The sequence below is a fragment of the Actinophytocola glycyrrhizae genome, assembly GCF_042653545.1.
Classification (GTDB): domain Bacteria; phylum Actinomycetota; class Actinomycetes; order Mycobacteriales; family Pseudonocardiaceae; genus Actinophytocola; species Actinophytocola glycyrrhizae.
The window spans coordinates 56,322-71,958 of the sequence record NZ_JBHSIS010000017.1; the positions used below are offsets into that span (position 1 = coordinate 56,322).

General features: G+C 69.8%; 15 protein-coding genes. 12 read left to right on the top strand and 3 right to left on the bottom strand.

Annotated elements, in window-relative coordinates:
- Nucleotides 1-703 precede the first annotated feature (703 nt).
- On the bottom strand, nt 704-3,805 hold the full coding sequence (locus ACFPCV_RS26180) for an AfsR/SARP family transcriptional regulator (protein WP_378058991.1): 3,102 nt from the start codon (nt 3,803-3,805) through the stop codon (nt 704-706).
- A gap of 353 nt (nt 3,806-4,158) precedes the next feature.
- Here ACFPCV_RS26180 and ACFPCV_RS26185 point away from each other — a divergent pair, with 353 nt between their 5' ends.
- The 3 genes from ACFPCV_RS26185 (at nt 4,159) to ACFPCV_RS26195 (ending at nt 7,084) form a co-directional block, all read left to right on the top strand.
- Entirely contained in the window at nt 4,159-4,959 is an 801-nt protein-coding gene (locus ACFPCV_RS26185) for a winged helix-turn-helix transcriptional regulator (RefSeq protein WP_378058992.1), read from the top strand.
- Nucleotides 4,960-5,064: 105 nt separating this feature from the next.
- Nucleotides 5,065-5,646 (top strand): hypothetical protein, encoded by a 582-nt coding sequence (locus ACFPCV_RS26190; RefSeq protein ID WP_378058993.1) that lies wholly within the window; start codon nt 5,065-5,067, stop codon nt 5,644-5,646.
- Between the two features lie 16 nt (nt 5,647-5,662).
- Entirely contained in the window at nt 5,663-7,084 is a 1,422-nt protein-coding gene (locus tag ACFPCV_RS26195) for a DUF6239 family natural product biosynthesis protein (protein ID WP_378058994.1), read from the top strand.
- Nucleotides 7,085-7,177: 93 nt separating this feature from the next.
- Here ACFPCV_RS26195 and ACFPCV_RS26200 read toward each other — a convergent pair whose 3' ends face one another.
- Nucleotides 7,178-7,375: a hypothetical protein gene (locus tag ACFPCV_RS26200; protein ID WP_378058995.1), complete on the bottom strand. Its 198-nt coding sequence runs from the start codon at nt 7,373-7,375 to the stop codon at nt 7,178-7,180.
- 282 nt (nt 7,376-7,657) lie between these two features.
- Nucleotides 7,658-8,497, bottom strand: coding sequence for an SDR family NAD(P)-dependent oxidoreductase (locus ACFPCV_RS26205; protein WP_378058996.1), 840 nt, complete (start codon nt 8,495-8,497; stop codon nt 7,658-7,660).
- Nucleotides 8,498-8,660: 163 nt separating this feature from the next.
- Between ACFPCV_RS26205 and ACFPCV_RS26210 the strand changes: the two genes are divergently transcribed.
- The 9 genes from ACFPCV_RS26210 (at nt 8,661) to ACFPCV_RS26250 (ending at nt 15,563) form a co-directional block, all read left to right on the top strand.
- Complete coding sequence (locus ACFPCV_RS26210; protein WP_378058997.1) at nt 8,661-8,885, top strand: tautomerase family protein; 225 nt, start codon at nt 8,661-8,663, stop codon at nt 8,883-8,885.
- A gap of 319 nt (nt 8,886-9,204) precedes the next feature.
- The gene (locus ACFPCV_RS26215) at nt 9,205-9,954 is read left to right on the top strand and encodes an alpha/beta fold hydrolase (protein ID WP_378058998.1); all 750 of its coding nucleotides are present in this window, start codon (nt 9,205-9,207) and stop codon (nt 9,952-9,954) included.
- A 25-nt stretch (nt 9,955-9,979) separates the two neighbouring features.
- Nucleotides 9,980-10,660 (top strand): type 1 glutamine amidotransferase domain-containing protein, encoded by a 681-nt coding sequence (locus ACFPCV_RS26220; protein ID WP_378058999.1) that lies wholly within the window; start codon nt 9,980-9,982, stop codon nt 10,658-10,660.
- 50 nt (nt 10,661-10,710) lie between these two features.
- A complete protein-coding gene (locus ACFPCV_RS26225; RefSeq protein ID WP_378059000.1) occupies nt 10,711-11,412 on the top strand; it encodes a phosphoribosylanthranilate isomerase in 702 nt (233 codons plus the stop codon).
- The gene (gene upp, locus ACFPCV_RS26230) at nt 11,409-12,077 is read left to right on the top strand and encodes a uracil phosphoribosyltransferase (protein WP_378059001.1); all 669 of its coding nucleotides are present in this window, start codon (nt 11,409-11,411) and stop codon (nt 12,075-12,077) included. The genes ACFPCV_RS26225 and upp overlap by 4 nt, the downstream gene beginning before the upstream one ends.
- Nucleotides 12,078-12,134: 57 nt before the next feature.
- Nucleotides 12,135-12,815 carry a flavodoxin family protein gene (locus tag ACFPCV_RS26235; protein WP_378059002.1) on the top strand — a complete coding sequence of 227 codons (681 nt, stop codon included), beginning with the start codon at nt 12,135-12,137 and terminating at the stop codon, nt 12,813-12,815.
- Between the two features lie 44 nt (nt 12,816-12,859).
- Nucleotides 12,860-13,816: a pseudouridine-5'-phosphate glycosidase gene (locus ACFPCV_RS26240; protein WP_378059003.1), complete on the top strand. Its 957-nt coding sequence runs from the start codon at nt 12,860-12,862 to the stop codon at nt 13,814-13,816.
- A gap of 70 nt (nt 13,817-13,886) precedes the next feature.
- Nucleotides 13,887-14,525 carry a mycothiol-dependent nitroreductase Rv2466c family protein gene (locus ACFPCV_RS26245; RefSeq protein ID WP_378059004.1) on the top strand — a complete coding sequence of 213 codons (639 nt, stop codon included), beginning with the start codon at nt 13,887-13,889 and terminating at the stop codon, nt 14,523-14,525.
- A 99-nt stretch (nt 14,526-14,624) separates the two neighbouring features.
- Entirely contained in the window at nt 14,625-15,563 is a 939-nt protein-coding gene (locus tag ACFPCV_RS26250; RefSeq protein ID WP_378059005.1) for an EamA family transporter, read from the top strand.
- Nucleotides 15,564-15,637 lie beyond the last annotated feature (74 nt).

The following is a 15,637-nucleotide window of genomic DNA, read 5'->3' on the forward strand; positions in this document are numbered from 1 at the left end:
CGATGTCCCGAACGACGCTTTCGGGACGTTGAGCGTCCCGAAAGCGTCTTTCAGGGCATCACCCCCGCCGCCCGCGCAACGCCCACCGGGCGCAAGCGCCCCGGCAGCTCCCGCGGGACGGCCCCGCTGCCGTGAAAGGCGCGTTCACGGCACAACCGCTGCCGTGAAAGGCACATTCACGGCGCTGAGCGCCCTGAATGGCCCATTGACGGCATCGCGAATGCCGTCAACGCGCCTTTCACGGCACCAGGCCAAGCGCTACGCACCGGGCCCGCGCACCGGGCCCCGCACAGCAAGCCCGCGAAGCAAGCCCCGCGAAGCGGGGCAACGACGACCCCACGCGACCCCGACGGTGGCGCAAGCCCACCACGAAGGGGCTCCCTGCCATCCCGTCGACCTGGCAGCGCCCGATCGCACCGTGTCAAGGGGGGCCAGAAGCCCGAAGCACAACAGGCACGAATCCGGCCCCCCTTGGCGCGGTGTGATAGCCCGTAGGGAGGTCGACGGGATGGCAGGCAGACCCGAACCCAACCGCAGCCCAACAGCCCCCCGCCACCCCCGAGACCTGCCCGTCCGGCGAGGACAAAGACCACCAGACGGGCAACCCGAACCGGCAAACCCCGGAGACCTGCCCGTCCGGCGAGGACAAGGACCACCAGACGGGCAACCCGACCCGGCAAACCCGGAGACCAACCGGACGATCTCAAGGAACGCTGTCGACGACTTCGTCGAGCAGGGCCGCCCGCACGGCGGCCAGTTCCTGCTGCAGCCGTCCCGCCTCTTTCGAGTCGATCCCGTCGAGCAGTTCGGTCGCCAGCTGGATCTCCTCGCGTGCGCGGTCGAGGTCGCCGGCGCCCTGGTGCACGTCGGAGATGAGGATCAGCGTCTTGGCGTGCCAGACCGTCGAGCCGAGCTCGGCGAACAGCTGCTTCGCCTCGGCGAGGTGCTCGAGGCCCGTGGTGCTGTTGCCCCGAGCGAGGGCGATCTCGCCGAGCGCGTACAGCGCCTGCGCCTCGATGAGCCGTTCGCCGACGCGGCGCGCGAGGGAGTGCGCGTGCTCCAGGGTGGTCTTCGCGTTGTCGAGCCTGCCGGTGCGCAGGCGCACCACGCCCACCCCGTACAGCGCGTGTGCCTCGCCGATCCGGTCACCGATGTTGCGCACGATCAGCAGCACCCGGTTGAGCGCCTGGTGCGCCTCGCCGACCTGGTTCTGGCCGAGGTGCAGCTCGGCGTACCGGATGACGATCTGTGCCTCGCCGCGCAGGTACCGCACCCGGCGGGTGCACTCGAGGGCCTTGCCGAGCAGCTCGCGCGCGTCGTCGGTGTTGCCCTCGTCGATCCGCAGTTTCGCGAGACTGCGCAGGATGCCCGCCTCGCCGACCGGGTCGTCGACCTCGCGCATCAGTGTCAGCGACTCGTGGTACTTGGCGAGCATCGCGCCGGAGCGGCCCCGGCACCGGTCGACCATGGCGGCGTTGCGCAGCACGAGCGCGCAGCCGTGCTGGTCACTCTCCGCGCGGAAGATCTCCAGTGCTGCGGCGAAACGTTCCTCGGCCGCGGTGAACCGCCGCTGCGACATCGCCAGCGAACCGAGCGAGTACAGCATCGCCGCCTGCCCGCGGCGGTTGCCCGCCCGCTCGGCGACCTCGAGCGCCGCCTCCGAGGTCTCGCGCCAGCTGTCGAAGTGCCCTTTCACCTCGAACAACGTCACCGCGGTCAGCGCGAGGTCCCAGCACAGCTCGTCCTCGCCGACCGACGCGGCGAGGTGAACGGCACCCACGAGCGAGCGGCGCTCGGACTCCAGCCATTCGAGGGGGTCGTTCATGCCGCCGTCGGCGTCGCCGTCGGGATACCAGCGCGGCCCGGAGCCGTGCAGGATCGTGTGGTCGCCGCCGTACTCCTTGCGGTGCGCCTCCTCTGCCTTCGCGAGCCACGCGCCGACCAGCCGCACCACCGCCGCGTGGCGGTCCGCGTCGGAGTTCTCCTCGTTCAGCCGTTCCTGCGCGTACACCCGGATGAGGTCGTGGAACCGGTAGCGCGGGTGCTCGCCGGGATAGGAGACGATGTCGAGCAGCTGGGTCTCGACGAGCTGTTCGAGCGCCTCCTCGGCGTCGAACGGGTCGATGTCCAGCAGCGCGGCCGCCGTCCAGCCGGGGAAGTCCGGGGTGGTGATCAGGGAGAAGAGCCGGAACAGCGCCTTGGCGTCGTCGTGGAGGACCCGGTAGGTCAGCCCGATGCTCGACCGGAGCTCGAGCCCGTGGTAGGTCAGCTCGTCGAGCCGCCGTGTCGTGTTGCGCAGCCGCGCGACCAGTACGTCGAGCCGCCAGTGCGGGCGGGAGGCGAGCCGGGCGCCCGCGATCCGCATCGCGAGCGGCAGCCTGCCGCAGAAGTCGACCAGCTCGACCGCGGCGGCGCGCTCCGCGACCATCCGCTCCGGGCCGATGATCTTGGCGAGCATCTCCAGTGACAGGGCGACGTCGAACGGGCTGACGGCGATCAGCGCCGCGCCCGGTAAGCCCGACAGCGGCGAGCGGCTGGTCACGATCACCGCGCAGCCTGGGCCGGCGGGCAACAGGGGGATGACGTCGTTCTCCCCGGCCGCGCCGTCCAGCACGACCAGCACGCGCAGGTCGGCGAGCCTGCTGCGGTACATGTCGGCCTTCTCCTCGACGTCCTCCGGGATGGCGGAGCCGTCGACGCCGAGCGCGTGCAGGAACCGGTCGAGCACGCCGTGGATCCGGTTCGTGCCGGTCGGCGACTCGAGGTCGGCGTAGAGGTGGCCGTCCGGGTAGCTGTCGCGGAGCTCGTGTGCCGCGCGGATGGCCAGGGTGGACTTGCCGACGCCGCCCTTGCCGGAGATCGCCACGATGCGCATGCCGAACCGGGTGTTCCGGTCGTCGTCCTCGCCGGACAGCGCCCTCCTGATCTCCGCGAGTTGCTCCTCGCGGCCGGTGAAGTCCGCGATGCTGGCGGGCAGGCGGCGCGGCACCACCAGCGGCTTGTCCGACTGTGTGGTCGTCGTGGCGGTGTCACGCAGCGGCCCGGTGCCGGTCGAGGCGAGGTCCAGCTCGGGGATGCGGTTCAGGATCGAGCTCTCGAGCTCCTGCAGGGCTTTTCCCGGCTCGATGCCGAGCTCCTCGACCAGCGTCGTCCGCGCCCGCCTGCCCACCTCGAGTGCCTCGGCCTGTCGCCCGGAGCGGTAGAGGGCGAGCATGAGGAACTCGTAGAGGCGTTCTCGGAGCGGGTGTTCCTCGATCAGCGCGGCCAGCTCACCGACGACCTCCTCGTGCCTGCCGAGGGCGAGGTCGAGCTGGATGCGTTCCATGATCGCCGTGAGCCTGGCGTGTTCGAGCTGGTCGGCGCCGCGGCGCACGAGGTCGCTCTGCAGCCCGGCGAGTGCCTCGCCGCGCCACAGGCCGAGCGCGGTGCGCAGCGTGGCGACCGCCTCGGAGGTGCGGCCCGCGTCGGCGTGCGTGCGCGCCGCGGTGACGAGCGCGCCGAACTGCTCGGTGTCGAGCTCGCCGGCCGGCACGACGAGCTGGTAGCCGGGGGTCCTGGTCTTGATGCGCACCCCGGCGTCCGCCTCGAGGAAGATCTTGCGCAGCGCGGAGACACAGATCTGCACCTGTGCCCGCGCGGTGGTCGGTGGCGCGGTGTCCCACACGGCGTCGATGAGCGACTCGACGGGCACGACGCGGTTCGCGTTGAGTGCCAGCATCGCCAGTACCACTCGTTGTCTCGGGCCACCCAGGTCGAGTTCCCGACCGCCGGCGGACAGTTCCAGTGGGCCCAGGAGTCGCAACAACTGCGCTAACACCCCCCCAGTTGTCAGCGTGCCAACGGCTGGGCCGCGGCGACCGGTTTTGTCGCGTGCGAGGCCCAGCACGACAACTTCTTCTGTCGTGCCAGTCAGCTCATGACGATTACCAGTTCCCTGGAGGGTAGCCCACGAACGGGAAAAACAGTAGATGCGTGTAATTTTCAGGTTCGCGGGAACTGATCACTCCGCCGTTCGCGAATGGCACGCCCGGAGATGCCCGGGTGCCGCCACCGCCGGAGTATGGAGATCACACGTACCGACTGTCGCACACCTGGTGGGGAAACCGTGGTCGTCCACCGATCCCCGTGTGGTGCGCGGCGGAGATTGGACGCTGGGCCATGACCGAATCGAACTGGAAGGTGGTCGTCGATAGTGACCGCCTGACGATTTCCAGCGACGCCTTCACGTTCACGACCAACGGGATGGATCCGTTGCAGCTCGAGACGGTCGTCGCCGACCTCCAGAGTGCGGTGCGCGGGACGTACGGCCAGTACTGCGGCCTGGCGCAGGCCGCGGAGATGGTGGGGGAGCGCTGGGGGTTCCTGATCGTCCGCGACCTCCTCGCCGGACCGAAGTCCGCCGCGGAGCTGCACGCCGGACTGCCGAAGCTTTCGGTGAAACTCCTGTCCAGGCGGTTGAACGAGCTGGAGTACACCGGCGTCGTCCGTCCGGCCGCTGACGCTGACGACCAGGGGGAGGAACGCTACGAGCTGACCGAGTACGGCCGTGCGGCGGAGGACGCCGTGCTGTCCTTCGGCCGATGGGGTGCCGCGGCGCTGGCCAAGCCCCGCCCCGACGACATCGTCACCGACGCCTCGCTGACGATCGCGCTCAGGGCGATGTTCGTCGCCGAGGCCGCTCGCGACGTGCACACGAGCTACGAGGTGCACATCGGCGGCCACGTGCTCCACCTCCACATCGACGACGGCACGCTCAAGGTCGGCCTCGGCCCGCTGCCCGGCGCGGACTCCGTGCTGCGGCTCGGTGTCGCGCTGCAGGGACTGGTGACCGGTCAGACGACCGTGGCGGACGTCCTGAGCAGCGGCGCGGTGAGCATCGAGGGCGACCCGGAGTTGTTCACCGATTTCGTGACCATGTTCCAGCTGCCCAGGATCCCGTCGCCGAAGGTGCACGTCTGAGGTCGCGCGCGGTGTTCTGGCGCAGCCGATTGGTCTGTTGGGTTATGGTCCGCCACGTCTCCTTCGTGGGACGCTGGGAAACTCCGTCTCATGTAAAGGAAAAGCATGACGACAGCTGATGCCATCGCTGACACCAGGCGGTGGACCGGCCAGGGCGGGTTGCTCAACACCCGGTACCACAAGGCCGCGCTGTGGGTGTTCCTCTTCGTGGTCGTCGCGCACTGGGCCGAGCACCTCGCGCAGGCGTACCAGATCTACGTGCTGGACTGGGCACGGCCCGAGGCGGGCGGAGTGCTGGGTCTCGCCTTCCCGTGGCTGGTGCAGTCGGAGTGGCTGCACTACGGCTTCGCCATCGTCATGATGGTGGCGTTCGTGCTGCTGCGGCACGGCTTCGTCGGCCGTGCGCGGACCTGGTGGAACATCGCCATGTGGATCCAGGTGTGGCACCACTTCGAACACCTGCTGTTGCTGCTGCAGGCGGTGACCGGCGCGAACCTCATGGGCGGCGCCGTGCCCACGAGCATCGCCCAGCTCGTGTTCCCGAGGGTGGAGCTGCACCTGTTCTACAACGCCATCGTCTTCGTCCCCATGGTGGTCGCGATGATCATCCACATGCGGCCAACGCCCGCGGAGGCCGCGCAGATGCGGTGCTCGTGCGCGCGGGTGCCCGTGGCCGCCTCGGCCTGACATGGTCTCCCACGCCGTGCCCGTCGTCCTGCTCGCGCAGGGCGGCGGGCACAGTCACACGCTGTCCGTCGGGGTGAGCATCGGACCGACGGTGCTGCGGATCGCGCTCCTCGCCGCGATCCCCGTCATCGCGGGTTTCGCGCTGCTGCGTGGTTTCCTGGCCGAGCCGGGCAGGCGTTCGCTCGCGGGCGTCATCATGGCCGCCGGTGTCGTGGCCACCCTCGAGCTCCTGCTCTCCGGCGGGTTGAACCTCTCGCAGCGGTTGGTGCCGCTGCTGCTCGCGCTGCTCGCCCTGCCCCTGTACCTCGTGCTCTCCCGCGACGAGCGGTTCCGGCCCGCCGTCGACCGCGCGCGCCGTTACGCACCATGGGTGTTCTGGCCTGCCGCCGCGCTCGCGGCCTGGCAGTTCGTGCTGGCCTGGTTCGCTGGTGCGGGAACCGCCCGCACCGCGACGTTGCTGCACACCGGTGTCCTGCTCGCGGTCGTCGCGCTGGCGTGGTTCGTGATCACCCGCACCCGCCGTGCCGCGAGCACGATGAGCGTGCGGTTCGGCGCCGCGGCGCTGGCGATGGGGCTCATCGCGAGCGGGGCACAGGCGATGGTGCTGCGCCCGGCCGGAACGGTGCCGGGGGTCGCGGTCGCGGCCGAGGTCGACACCGGCGACGGTGTCGTCGACGTGCTCGTGGTGCCCAACCTCCCCGGCTGGAACCTGGTCCGGGTGACGGAGGCGGGGGTGGCGGTCGCCGCGGTGGGCGGCGACTTCGTCCCCGCGGTCGCCAGACCCGGCGCGACCGGCGCCTGGGCCGCGGTGGAGCTGCCGGCCGGCCCCGGCGAGGTGCGGGTCCGCCGGGGTGGTGGCACCGGCTCACTCACCGTCGACACAGGAACCGGCGACCCGGCACCCGCCCTTCTCGCCGGGCCGGACGGCACCGAGTGCGCAGCCGCGTTGCTCGGCAGGGCACTCGGCACGGACGCACCGGTTCCCGACGGCTTCCGGTGCCCGGCCGGTGCGCTCTCCGATGCCGACGCGGACGCGTTGCGCGACGTCGTGGCGGCTGTTGCGGCACAAGGACATCGCTGGCTCACCGTGGCGGGGGACGACTCGCCGCGGGGCCGTGCGGCGACAGAGGTGGTCCACGCCGCCGCGGCCGCGTGGCGGCTCGAGGTCCGGCCACCGGCCGCCGTAGCGGCACGGCCGGGCCCGATGGTGATCGTGTCCGGGTGGACGGCCGCCGCCACCACGCTGCGTACCCGGCCACATGCGACGGTCCACACCGCCCCCTGGCTGGCCATGGAGCCCCCGCGGGCGCCGGGCTTCGGTGACTACGGGACGGACCTGCGTGAGCGGTTCCCCGGGGTCGAGCCCTCCGTGTCCGGCTATCGCGCGTGGCGCGAGGCCCGCGCCGGCGCGGCACCGGACGACCGCGCAGCACCCTGAGCGACAGTACTCCACAAGCGACAGCACGACGACACGGCGAAAGTCCCGCACCCCGGCCGGGTGTGCGGGACTTTCAGCTCGTGGCCGCTTGCCCTACGCGGCGTCGCGCAGCTGCTGGCGTGCCGCCTCGTCGGCGGCGATGTCGGCCAGGATGTCGGCCCAGACGATGCCCCTCGCGAGGTTCGTCTGGGGACGGGGCTGCAGGTCCTCGACGAGGTTGACCGGGGTGGCCGGTGCGTTATCGTCGTGGCGCGCGTTGTTCCGTTCACGTGGTAATTCGAAAATGGGCACGGTTGGTTCACCATCCTTCTTTATGCGGGTTCGGATCGCCGGGCGACGGGAATCCCGTGTTTCATTCCTGTGGATTCCCGGCGGCGGGCTGTAATGGTGTTGAAAACGTGGCTGTCGCTGTTTGAAAGCGTAGCAACGGGCCGACAACGCCCGGTTATCTCAACGTGCCCACCGGCCCGGCGCAGGGAAGACACGCGAATTCTCCACCGGATACCGACGTCTGCATCGGCGTGACTCCGGTGACCGCGGCCCGGCCGCCGCCCGCGAATTCGAGTGGACCGGTCACATCTGAACAGGCGGGTTCATCGGCTGCGAGGCGACGAGGCCGCCGTCCACACCGAGGTCCTGTCCGGTGATGTACCTCGCCCGGTCCGACAGCAGGAAGGTCACCGCCTCGGCGACCTCCTCCGGCGTGCCGAGCCGGCCGGCGGGCACCAGCTGGCTGCACACGTCGCGGGCCTCGTCGGTGGGGGCGAGCTCGTCGAACATTTCCGTCCGGATGAAGCCGGGGCTGACGGAGTTGACCCGCACGCCCTGGCTCGCCAGGTCACTGGCCAGCAGGCGTGCCAGGCTGGTGACCGCCGCCTTCGTCGAGCCGTACATCGTCGCCAGGCCCATCGTGAGGCCCATGCCGCGGTGCGCGAGGCAGGTGCTGTTCAGCACGACCGAACCACCCTTGTCGAAAAGCGGCAGCGTTTTCTGGATCGCGAAGAACGCGCCCTTGAAATTGACGCCGACGTACCGGTCGAACTCGGCGTCGCTGACGTCCGCGCGCGGGGAAATGGGGTTGTAGGAGGCCATCCCGGCGTTGGCGAAGACGCCGTCCAGTCTGCCGAAGCGGCCGCGGACCCGGGTGGCGAGCTCGTCCAGCTCGTCCTCGCGGGACACGTCGGTGCCCACCGCCAGCACCCGGTCACCGGTGGGGTCCAGTTCCTTCGCCGCCGCGTCGATCTTCTCGACACGGCGACCAGCGAGCACGACATTGGCGCCCGCGTCGACCAGTTGCCGTGCGGTGGCAAGACCAATGCCACTGCCGCCGCCGGTAATGAGGACGGTCTTGCCGTCGAATTCCGCCATGCGCCCAAGGTTCACAGCCGCGCCCATTGGCGGCATCTCCGGCATTGCGATGTTCCGCTGCGCGGGAGAATTGCGAATTCTGGCACAAGTGCGCTCGATGGGATACCGGCCTGTCCGGAGCGGAGCACGAACGAAGAAGACACCGCACCCGCGGCGGGGGGACCCTGGGCTGGACCCAGGTGACCCGACGTCTGCCCGGAAGGCGATCATGCCGCACGTCAACATCAAGCACTTCCCGGCTCCACTGACCGACGAGCAGCGGGCCGGCCTGGTCGCCGCCGTGACCGACGCCGTGCGCAGCGCCTTCGGCTGCGACGAGGACGTGATCTCGATCGCGCTGGAGCCGGTCGAGTCGGCTGCCTGGCACGAGCGGGTCTACGTGCCGGAGATCGTCAACCGCCAGGAACTGCTGCACAAGTCACCCAACTACTGACCGGGCAAGGGGACGGCATCGAGCGGCCCCGAAGAGGAGAGCCCCGTGCCGACAGCGACGCCGCCGAGTGACCATCCGCCCCTTCCCGGGGCCACGCGGGAGGACCCGCGGACACACCTCCCATCGGCGGGTTCGTGGTGAACCGCGCGACCGGGACAGCCGCGTGGGCCGGCCTGCCGAACAGGTCGGCGACCAGCCGGGAACAACCGGAAACAGGCGTGCCATCCCACCGGATCGCTGGTTCGAGCGGGTCTGTTCCGTGATCAAGAAAGGGTTGTTTGCTGTGACGACTACTACCGTTTCCGTGGGGAACTCCCGCGTGAGGTACTCGGTGTCGGGTTCGGGCCCGGTGCTGGTGTTGGTGCACGGTGTCGGCAAGGGCGGCCAGGCCACCTTCGGTCACCTGGTCGACGATTTCGCGAAGCGGAACACCGTACTGGTGCCCGAGCTGTCCGCCAGCGAAGCGGCAGAGGACGACGGCAGCGACCTGACGGTCGAGCAACTGGCCGAGGAAGTGTCCGCGGTGATCGCGGACTTCGGGACCGAGCCGGTCGACCTGCTGGGGTTCTCCCTCGGCGGTGCGGTGGTCGCGGCCACGGCCGCGCTGCACCCCGAGCAGATCCGGCGGCTGATCCCGGTGGGTGGCCTGGTGGAGACCGACGCCTACATGAAGAACCTGATCGGGCTGACGCTGAGCCAGTCGCACGACCCGGTGGCGTTCGGGCGCGTGCTCACCACGACCGCGTTCAGCCCGAAGTACATCAACAGCCTGCCCAACCTCGACGAGGTCGACAAGGCCGGTGCGGAGCTCAGCCCGTCCAAGGGCCGGATCCGGCAGCTGGAACTGCTGGTGCGCGTGGAGATCCGGGCACTGGTCGAGAAGGTCAGGGCCGAGACCCTGGTCGTGGGCTGCAACCCCGACGCCGCGGTCCCCACCCACCACTCCGTCGACCTGCACGACACCATTCCCAACTCGACCTACGTCGAGATGGACAGCGGCCACATGGTCATCTTCGAGAAGCCCGCCGAGCTGGTCGAGCTCGTCCACAACTTCGTACACAGGCCCTGACCCGCACTGCCGTCCAGGAGGAAGAATGGCCAGGATTCTGCTCGCGGTCAGCAGTCACGATGTTCTGGGGAACACCGGCGACCCGACCGGTTACAGCGTGTCGGAAGCGGCCCATCCGTACCGCGTCTTCGTCGACGCGGGCCACGAGGTGGAGTTCGTGTCCGTGAAGGGCGGCGAACCGCCTGCCGTGGTGTTCGACGGTGAGGAGAACGACCCCGAGGTCCAGGCCTTCCTCGTCGACGAGACGATCCAGGCGAAGCTCCGGGCGACCCGGCCGGCCTCGCGGGTGCGGTCCGACGACTACGCGGCGATCTTCTACGCCGGCGGGCACGGCGCGATGTGGGACTTCCCGACCTCGCCCGACTTCGCCCGGATCGCCATCGGCATCTACGAGCGGGGCGGCGTGGTCTCCGCCGTGTGCCACGGTCCGGCGGCGCTGGTCGACCTCCGGCTCGCGGACGGCTCCTACCTGGTCGCCGGGAAGCGGGTCAGCTCCTTCACCAACGAGGAGGAGCACTCCCTCGGCCTCGTCGACGTCATGCCGTTCCTCCTCGAGGACCGCCTCAGGGAGCGCGGCGCGCTGCACGCCAAGTCGGACAACTTCGTCGCCCACACCTCGAACGACAACCGGGTGATCACCGGCCAGAACCCCGCCTCGGCCGCGCTCGTCGCGGAACTCGTCGTGCGCGAGCTCAAGAACAGCTGAGGCCGGGCCTCGAAACCGTTTGCGAAGACGGTTCGCAAAAGGGAGACACCATGCAGGGTTTGATCCAGGTCGCCGGAATCATCGACCAGGCCGAGGCGGACATGATCGTCGAGGAGGGCGCGGACTGGCTCGGGTTCGCGTTGCGGCTGCCCGCGAAGAACGAGGACCTCTCCGAGGCCGACGCGGCCGCGATCGTCGAGGCCATCCAGCCGAAGAACAAGGGCGTCATCATCACCTACCTGACCGACGCCGCCGAGATCAAGGAGTTCTGCGCCCAGATCGGCGTCGACGCCATCCAGCTGCACGGTGACGTGACGCCCGCCGAGCTGGGCAGGCTGCGGAGCATCGCGCCCGACCTCTACGTCCTCAAGAGCCTGGTCGTGAAGTCGGACAACATCGACGAGCTGGCGAGGATCGTCGAGGACTCCGCCGAGTGGGTCGACATGTTCATCACCGACACCTTCAACCCGGCGACCGGCGCCAAGGGCGCGACCGGCCTGGTGCACGACTGGGGCATCAGCGCCGAGCTGGTGAACCTCTCGCCGCGGCCGCTGATGCTGGCGGGCGGGCTGAACCCGGAGAACGTCGCGGAGGCCATCGATCAGGTCCGGCCCGCCGCGGTGGACGCCCACACCGGTCTCGAGGGTCCCGACCGCCGCAAGGACCGGTTGAAGGTCCGCAAGTTCGTCAGGGAGTCGCGCCTGGCCTTCGCCAGGATCGCGGGCGACACCGGCCAGGTGCGTGCCTCGTGACCGCGACCAGGTCCGTGGCGGAGACGGTGCACCTGCTGCCCCAGACCAAGCAGTTGCGGGCACTGCACACGATCGTCCGGGACCGGCACGCCGACCGGGCCGACCTCGTCGTCACCGCGAGCCGGATCATGCGCCGGCTGCTCGACGCGGCACTGGAGCTGCTCCCGTACGAGCCCCACGACGTGCAGACCCCGGTCGGGCAGACCTACCCCGGCCTGCGCGTCACCTCGCAGGTCTGCGGGGTGTCCATCGCCCGCGCCGGGGACAGCATGGAGGCCGAGCTGCGGGTGATGGCGCCGTCGGTCCGGCTCGGCAAGATCCTCATCCAGCGGGACAAGGTGACCAAGCTGCCGCACCTGTACTACTCGGCGTTGCCCGCGGACATCGCCCGCCGCCACGTGCTGCTGCTCGATCCCATGCTCGCCACGGGTGGCACCGCACTGGCCGCGATCGAGGTCCTGCTCGGCGAGGGCGTTCCGCAGGAGCACATCGTGTTCGTCAATCTGCTCTCGTCGCCGGAGGGCATCGAGGTCGTCGGCCGGCGGTACCCGAACGTGCGGATCGTGACGTCGTCCATCGAGGAACGGCTGAACGAGAACGCCTTCATGGAGCCGGGGATCGGCGACTTCGGCGATCGGTTCTTCGGGACGGACATCGCGGCGTGAGCGCCACCGCGCCGACCTGACTCGCGTCCGGAACGGACACAACAGCCAAGGAGCACCATGTCAAGCACCGGCCTCGACGGGGCGACCAAGATCGCCATCGTCTACTACTCCGGAACGGGCAACATCCACCTGCTCGCCACAGCGGCGGCCGAGGCAGCCGAGAAGGCGGGCGCCGACACCCGCCTGCGCCGGGTCCCCGAGTACGTCGACGAGTCCCTGTGGCCGGACTTCGCCGAATGGACCGCGGCGTGGACGGAGAACGCCGAGGCCATGAAGGACATACCGGTCGCGGCGATCGACGACCTCGAATGGGCGGATGCGATCCTGTTGGGCGCCCCGGGACGGTTCGGCCTCATCGCCGCGCCGCTCAAGCACTTCATCGAGCAGGCGTGGCCGCTGAACGCGCGCCGCGGACTGATGAACAAGGTCATGTCCTCGTTCACCTCGACAGGTGCCCCGCACGGCGGACAGGAAGCCACGGTCCTGTCGCTGAACACCGTCTTCTACCACTGGGGCGGGATCATCGTGCCGCCAGGCGTCACCGACGACATCCAGACGGCGCCGAGCAACGGCAACCCCTACGGCGTGAGTTCGGTGTCGGGCAGGCAGGCGATCCCCGGCCGGCTCGCGGAGAACGTCACCGAGGACAACCTGGCCGCGATCGCCTACCAGACCCGGCGGATGGTCGAGATCGCCACCGCGGTGCGGCACGGCTTCGAGGCGAGTCCGGCCGCCTGACCCCCACGGCCCCGGTCAAGACGGAAACGAAGGCGATGACGACGATGAGCGCACTTCCGCACGACAGCATCCCGCTCGTCTTCAGCGACGAGGTGGCAGACGCGCTCGCCGAGGGCAGCCCGGTGGTGGCGTTGGAATCCAACGTCATCACCCACGGCCTGCCCTACCCGGACAACGCCGCCACCGCCAGGAAGGTCGAGGCGGCCGTACGGGCGGGTGGCGCGGTGCCTGCCACGATCGCGGTGGAGGGCGGCAGGATCGTGGTCGGGATGACCGACGCCGACATCGACCGGTTCGCCGCCACCCCCGGCATTCCCAAGGTCAGCAGCAGGGACATGCCGGTGGTCCTGGCGCAGGGCGGGATGGGCGCGCTGACGGTCGCCTCCTCGGTGGTGGCGGCCGAGCTCGCCGGTATCCCGTTCTTCTCCTCCGCCGGGATCGGCGGGGTGCACCGGGGCGGCGAGCAGACCATGGACGTGTCCTCGGACCTGATCCAGTTCACGCGCTCCAAGGTCGCGGTGGTGTGCGCAGGCGCGAAGAAGATCCTGGACCTGGGCCTGACGCTGGAGTACCTGGAGACCCAGTGCGTGCCGGTGGTGTCGTACCGGTCCGACGACTTCCCGGCCTTCTACTGCACCTCCAGCGGCTTCCCCAGCCCGATGCGGCTGGACGACGACGAGGTGATCGCCCGGTCCATCGAGAACCACTGGGCGCTGGGCAACCACAGTTCGTTCCTGATCACCACCCCGGTCCGGCCCGCGGACGCGATCGACAGCGACGAGGTCGACGCCGCCATCGACGCGGCCATGGCCGCCGCCGAGCGGGACGGCATCCGCGGCCAGGCGATCACGAAGTACCTGATGCGCGCGGTCGACGCGGCGACGGACGGCCGCTCGGCCAAGGCGAACATGGCCGTGCTGGCCAGCACGGCCGAGGTCGGCGGCAGGCTCGCCGCCGCGCACGCCGAGTACCGCCGACGCGGGGGGACCAGTCAGTCATGAGCGAGCCAGCGAGCGAATCACCGACACAGGGCGACCGCGAGCGGCCGCTCGGAGCCTGCGAGGAGCGGTCATGAGCGCCATGCGGCAACAGAACGTCACCGTCGCCGACACGTGGGTCGATCCGCGCTGTCCGTGGGCGTGGATCACGACCAACTGGTTGCTGGAGGTGGAGCGGCTGCGCTCCGTCGAGCTGCGGTTCCACATCATGAGCCTTTCGGTGCTCAACGAAGGCCGCGAGGTGCCGGAGAAGTACAGGAGGGGCATGATCGAGGGCTGGGCGCCGGTGCGCGTGTGCATCGCGGCCGAGCAGGACCACGGTCCCGCGGCGCTGCGGGCGCTCTACATCGCCATGGCTACCAGGATCCACGACGAGGAGGGCGGTTTGGGGCGTGACATGATGCTCGGCGCGCTCGCCGACGCCCGCCTGCCTGCCGGGCTCATCGAGGCGGCGGAGGACACCGACTACGACAAGGCCCTGCGCGTGAGCCACCACGCAGGCATGGACCCCGTCGGCGCCGAGGTCGGCACGCCCGTCATCCACGTCCCCGGTCCTGGCGGCGAGGTCGTCGCCTTCTTCGGCCCGGTGCTCTCGCCCGCTCCGCGCGGCGAGGCGGCCGCCCGGCTCTGGGACGGCGTCCTCGCCGTCGCGGGAACCGACGGCTTCTTCGAACTCAAACGCAACCGCAATCGCGACCCCATCTTCGACTAGCTCGACGTCAGCAGGGAAACGGTCAGACGTGAACGCTTACCAACCACCTGGCACCGGTGATGCCGGCACCCGGATCTCCCGTGTGGAAGGTGGTGGCGCATGAAGAGCGGCAACCAACTCGTCACCGCCGGGGTGACCGCACTGGCACCGGCGATCTGGGGCAGCACCTATCTGGTGACGACCGAGTTCCTGCCGCCGGACCGGCCACTGCTGGCCACAACCGTGCGGGCGCTTCCGGCGGGCCTGATCCTGCTGGCCTTCGTCCGTACGCTCCCGGTCGGGAAGTGGGTGTGGCGCTCGCTGGTCCTCGGCGCGCTCAACATCGGCGCGTTCAACTTCCTGCTGTTCGTCGCGGCCTACCGGCTGCCGGGCGGGGTGGCGGCGATGATCATGGCGGTGCAGCCGATGGTCGTGCTGGTCCTGGCGGCGCTGCTGATCAAGGACAGGATACGGCCGGTACACGTGGTGGCCTGCCTGCTCGGCGCTTGCGGTGTCGTGCTGCTCGTGTTCAGGGGGACGGCGGCCCTGGACTTCGTCGGCGTGCTGGCGGCACTGGCCGCGGCGGTCTCGATGGCCACCGGCATCACGATGACCAAACACTGGGGCCGCCCGGAAGGTGTGGGGCTGGTTCCCTTCACCGGCTGGCAGCTGGTCGCGGGTGGGCTCGTCACGCTGCCGTTCCTGGCCATCGAAGGGCTGCCGAGTTCCATCAGCGGCACCAACGTCATCGGCTTCGTCTACCTCATGTCGTTCGGTGCCGTGATCAGCTACCTGATCTGGTTCCGCGGGATCGAGAGGCTGCCCGCGTTCGCGGTTTCCTTCCTCGCCCTGGGCAGCCCGGTCGTCGCGACGTTCCTCGGGTTCGTGTTCGTGGACGAGCGGTTGTCGATCCCGCAGGTGGCCGGCGTGGTGGCGATCATCGTCGCCGTGCTGCTCGCGCAACCCAGGCCACCCGGCCGACGAGGCACCCGGCAGCGCGACCCCGTCGGCAGCGGCGAACCCGTGCACATCGCGGACGGGGAAGGGAGACGTTCCTGATGACAGGTGGATGACTCGCCGCGGCTCTCGGATCACCCGTAATTCTGTAGCCTAGAACAGGGCAGTGAGAAGAA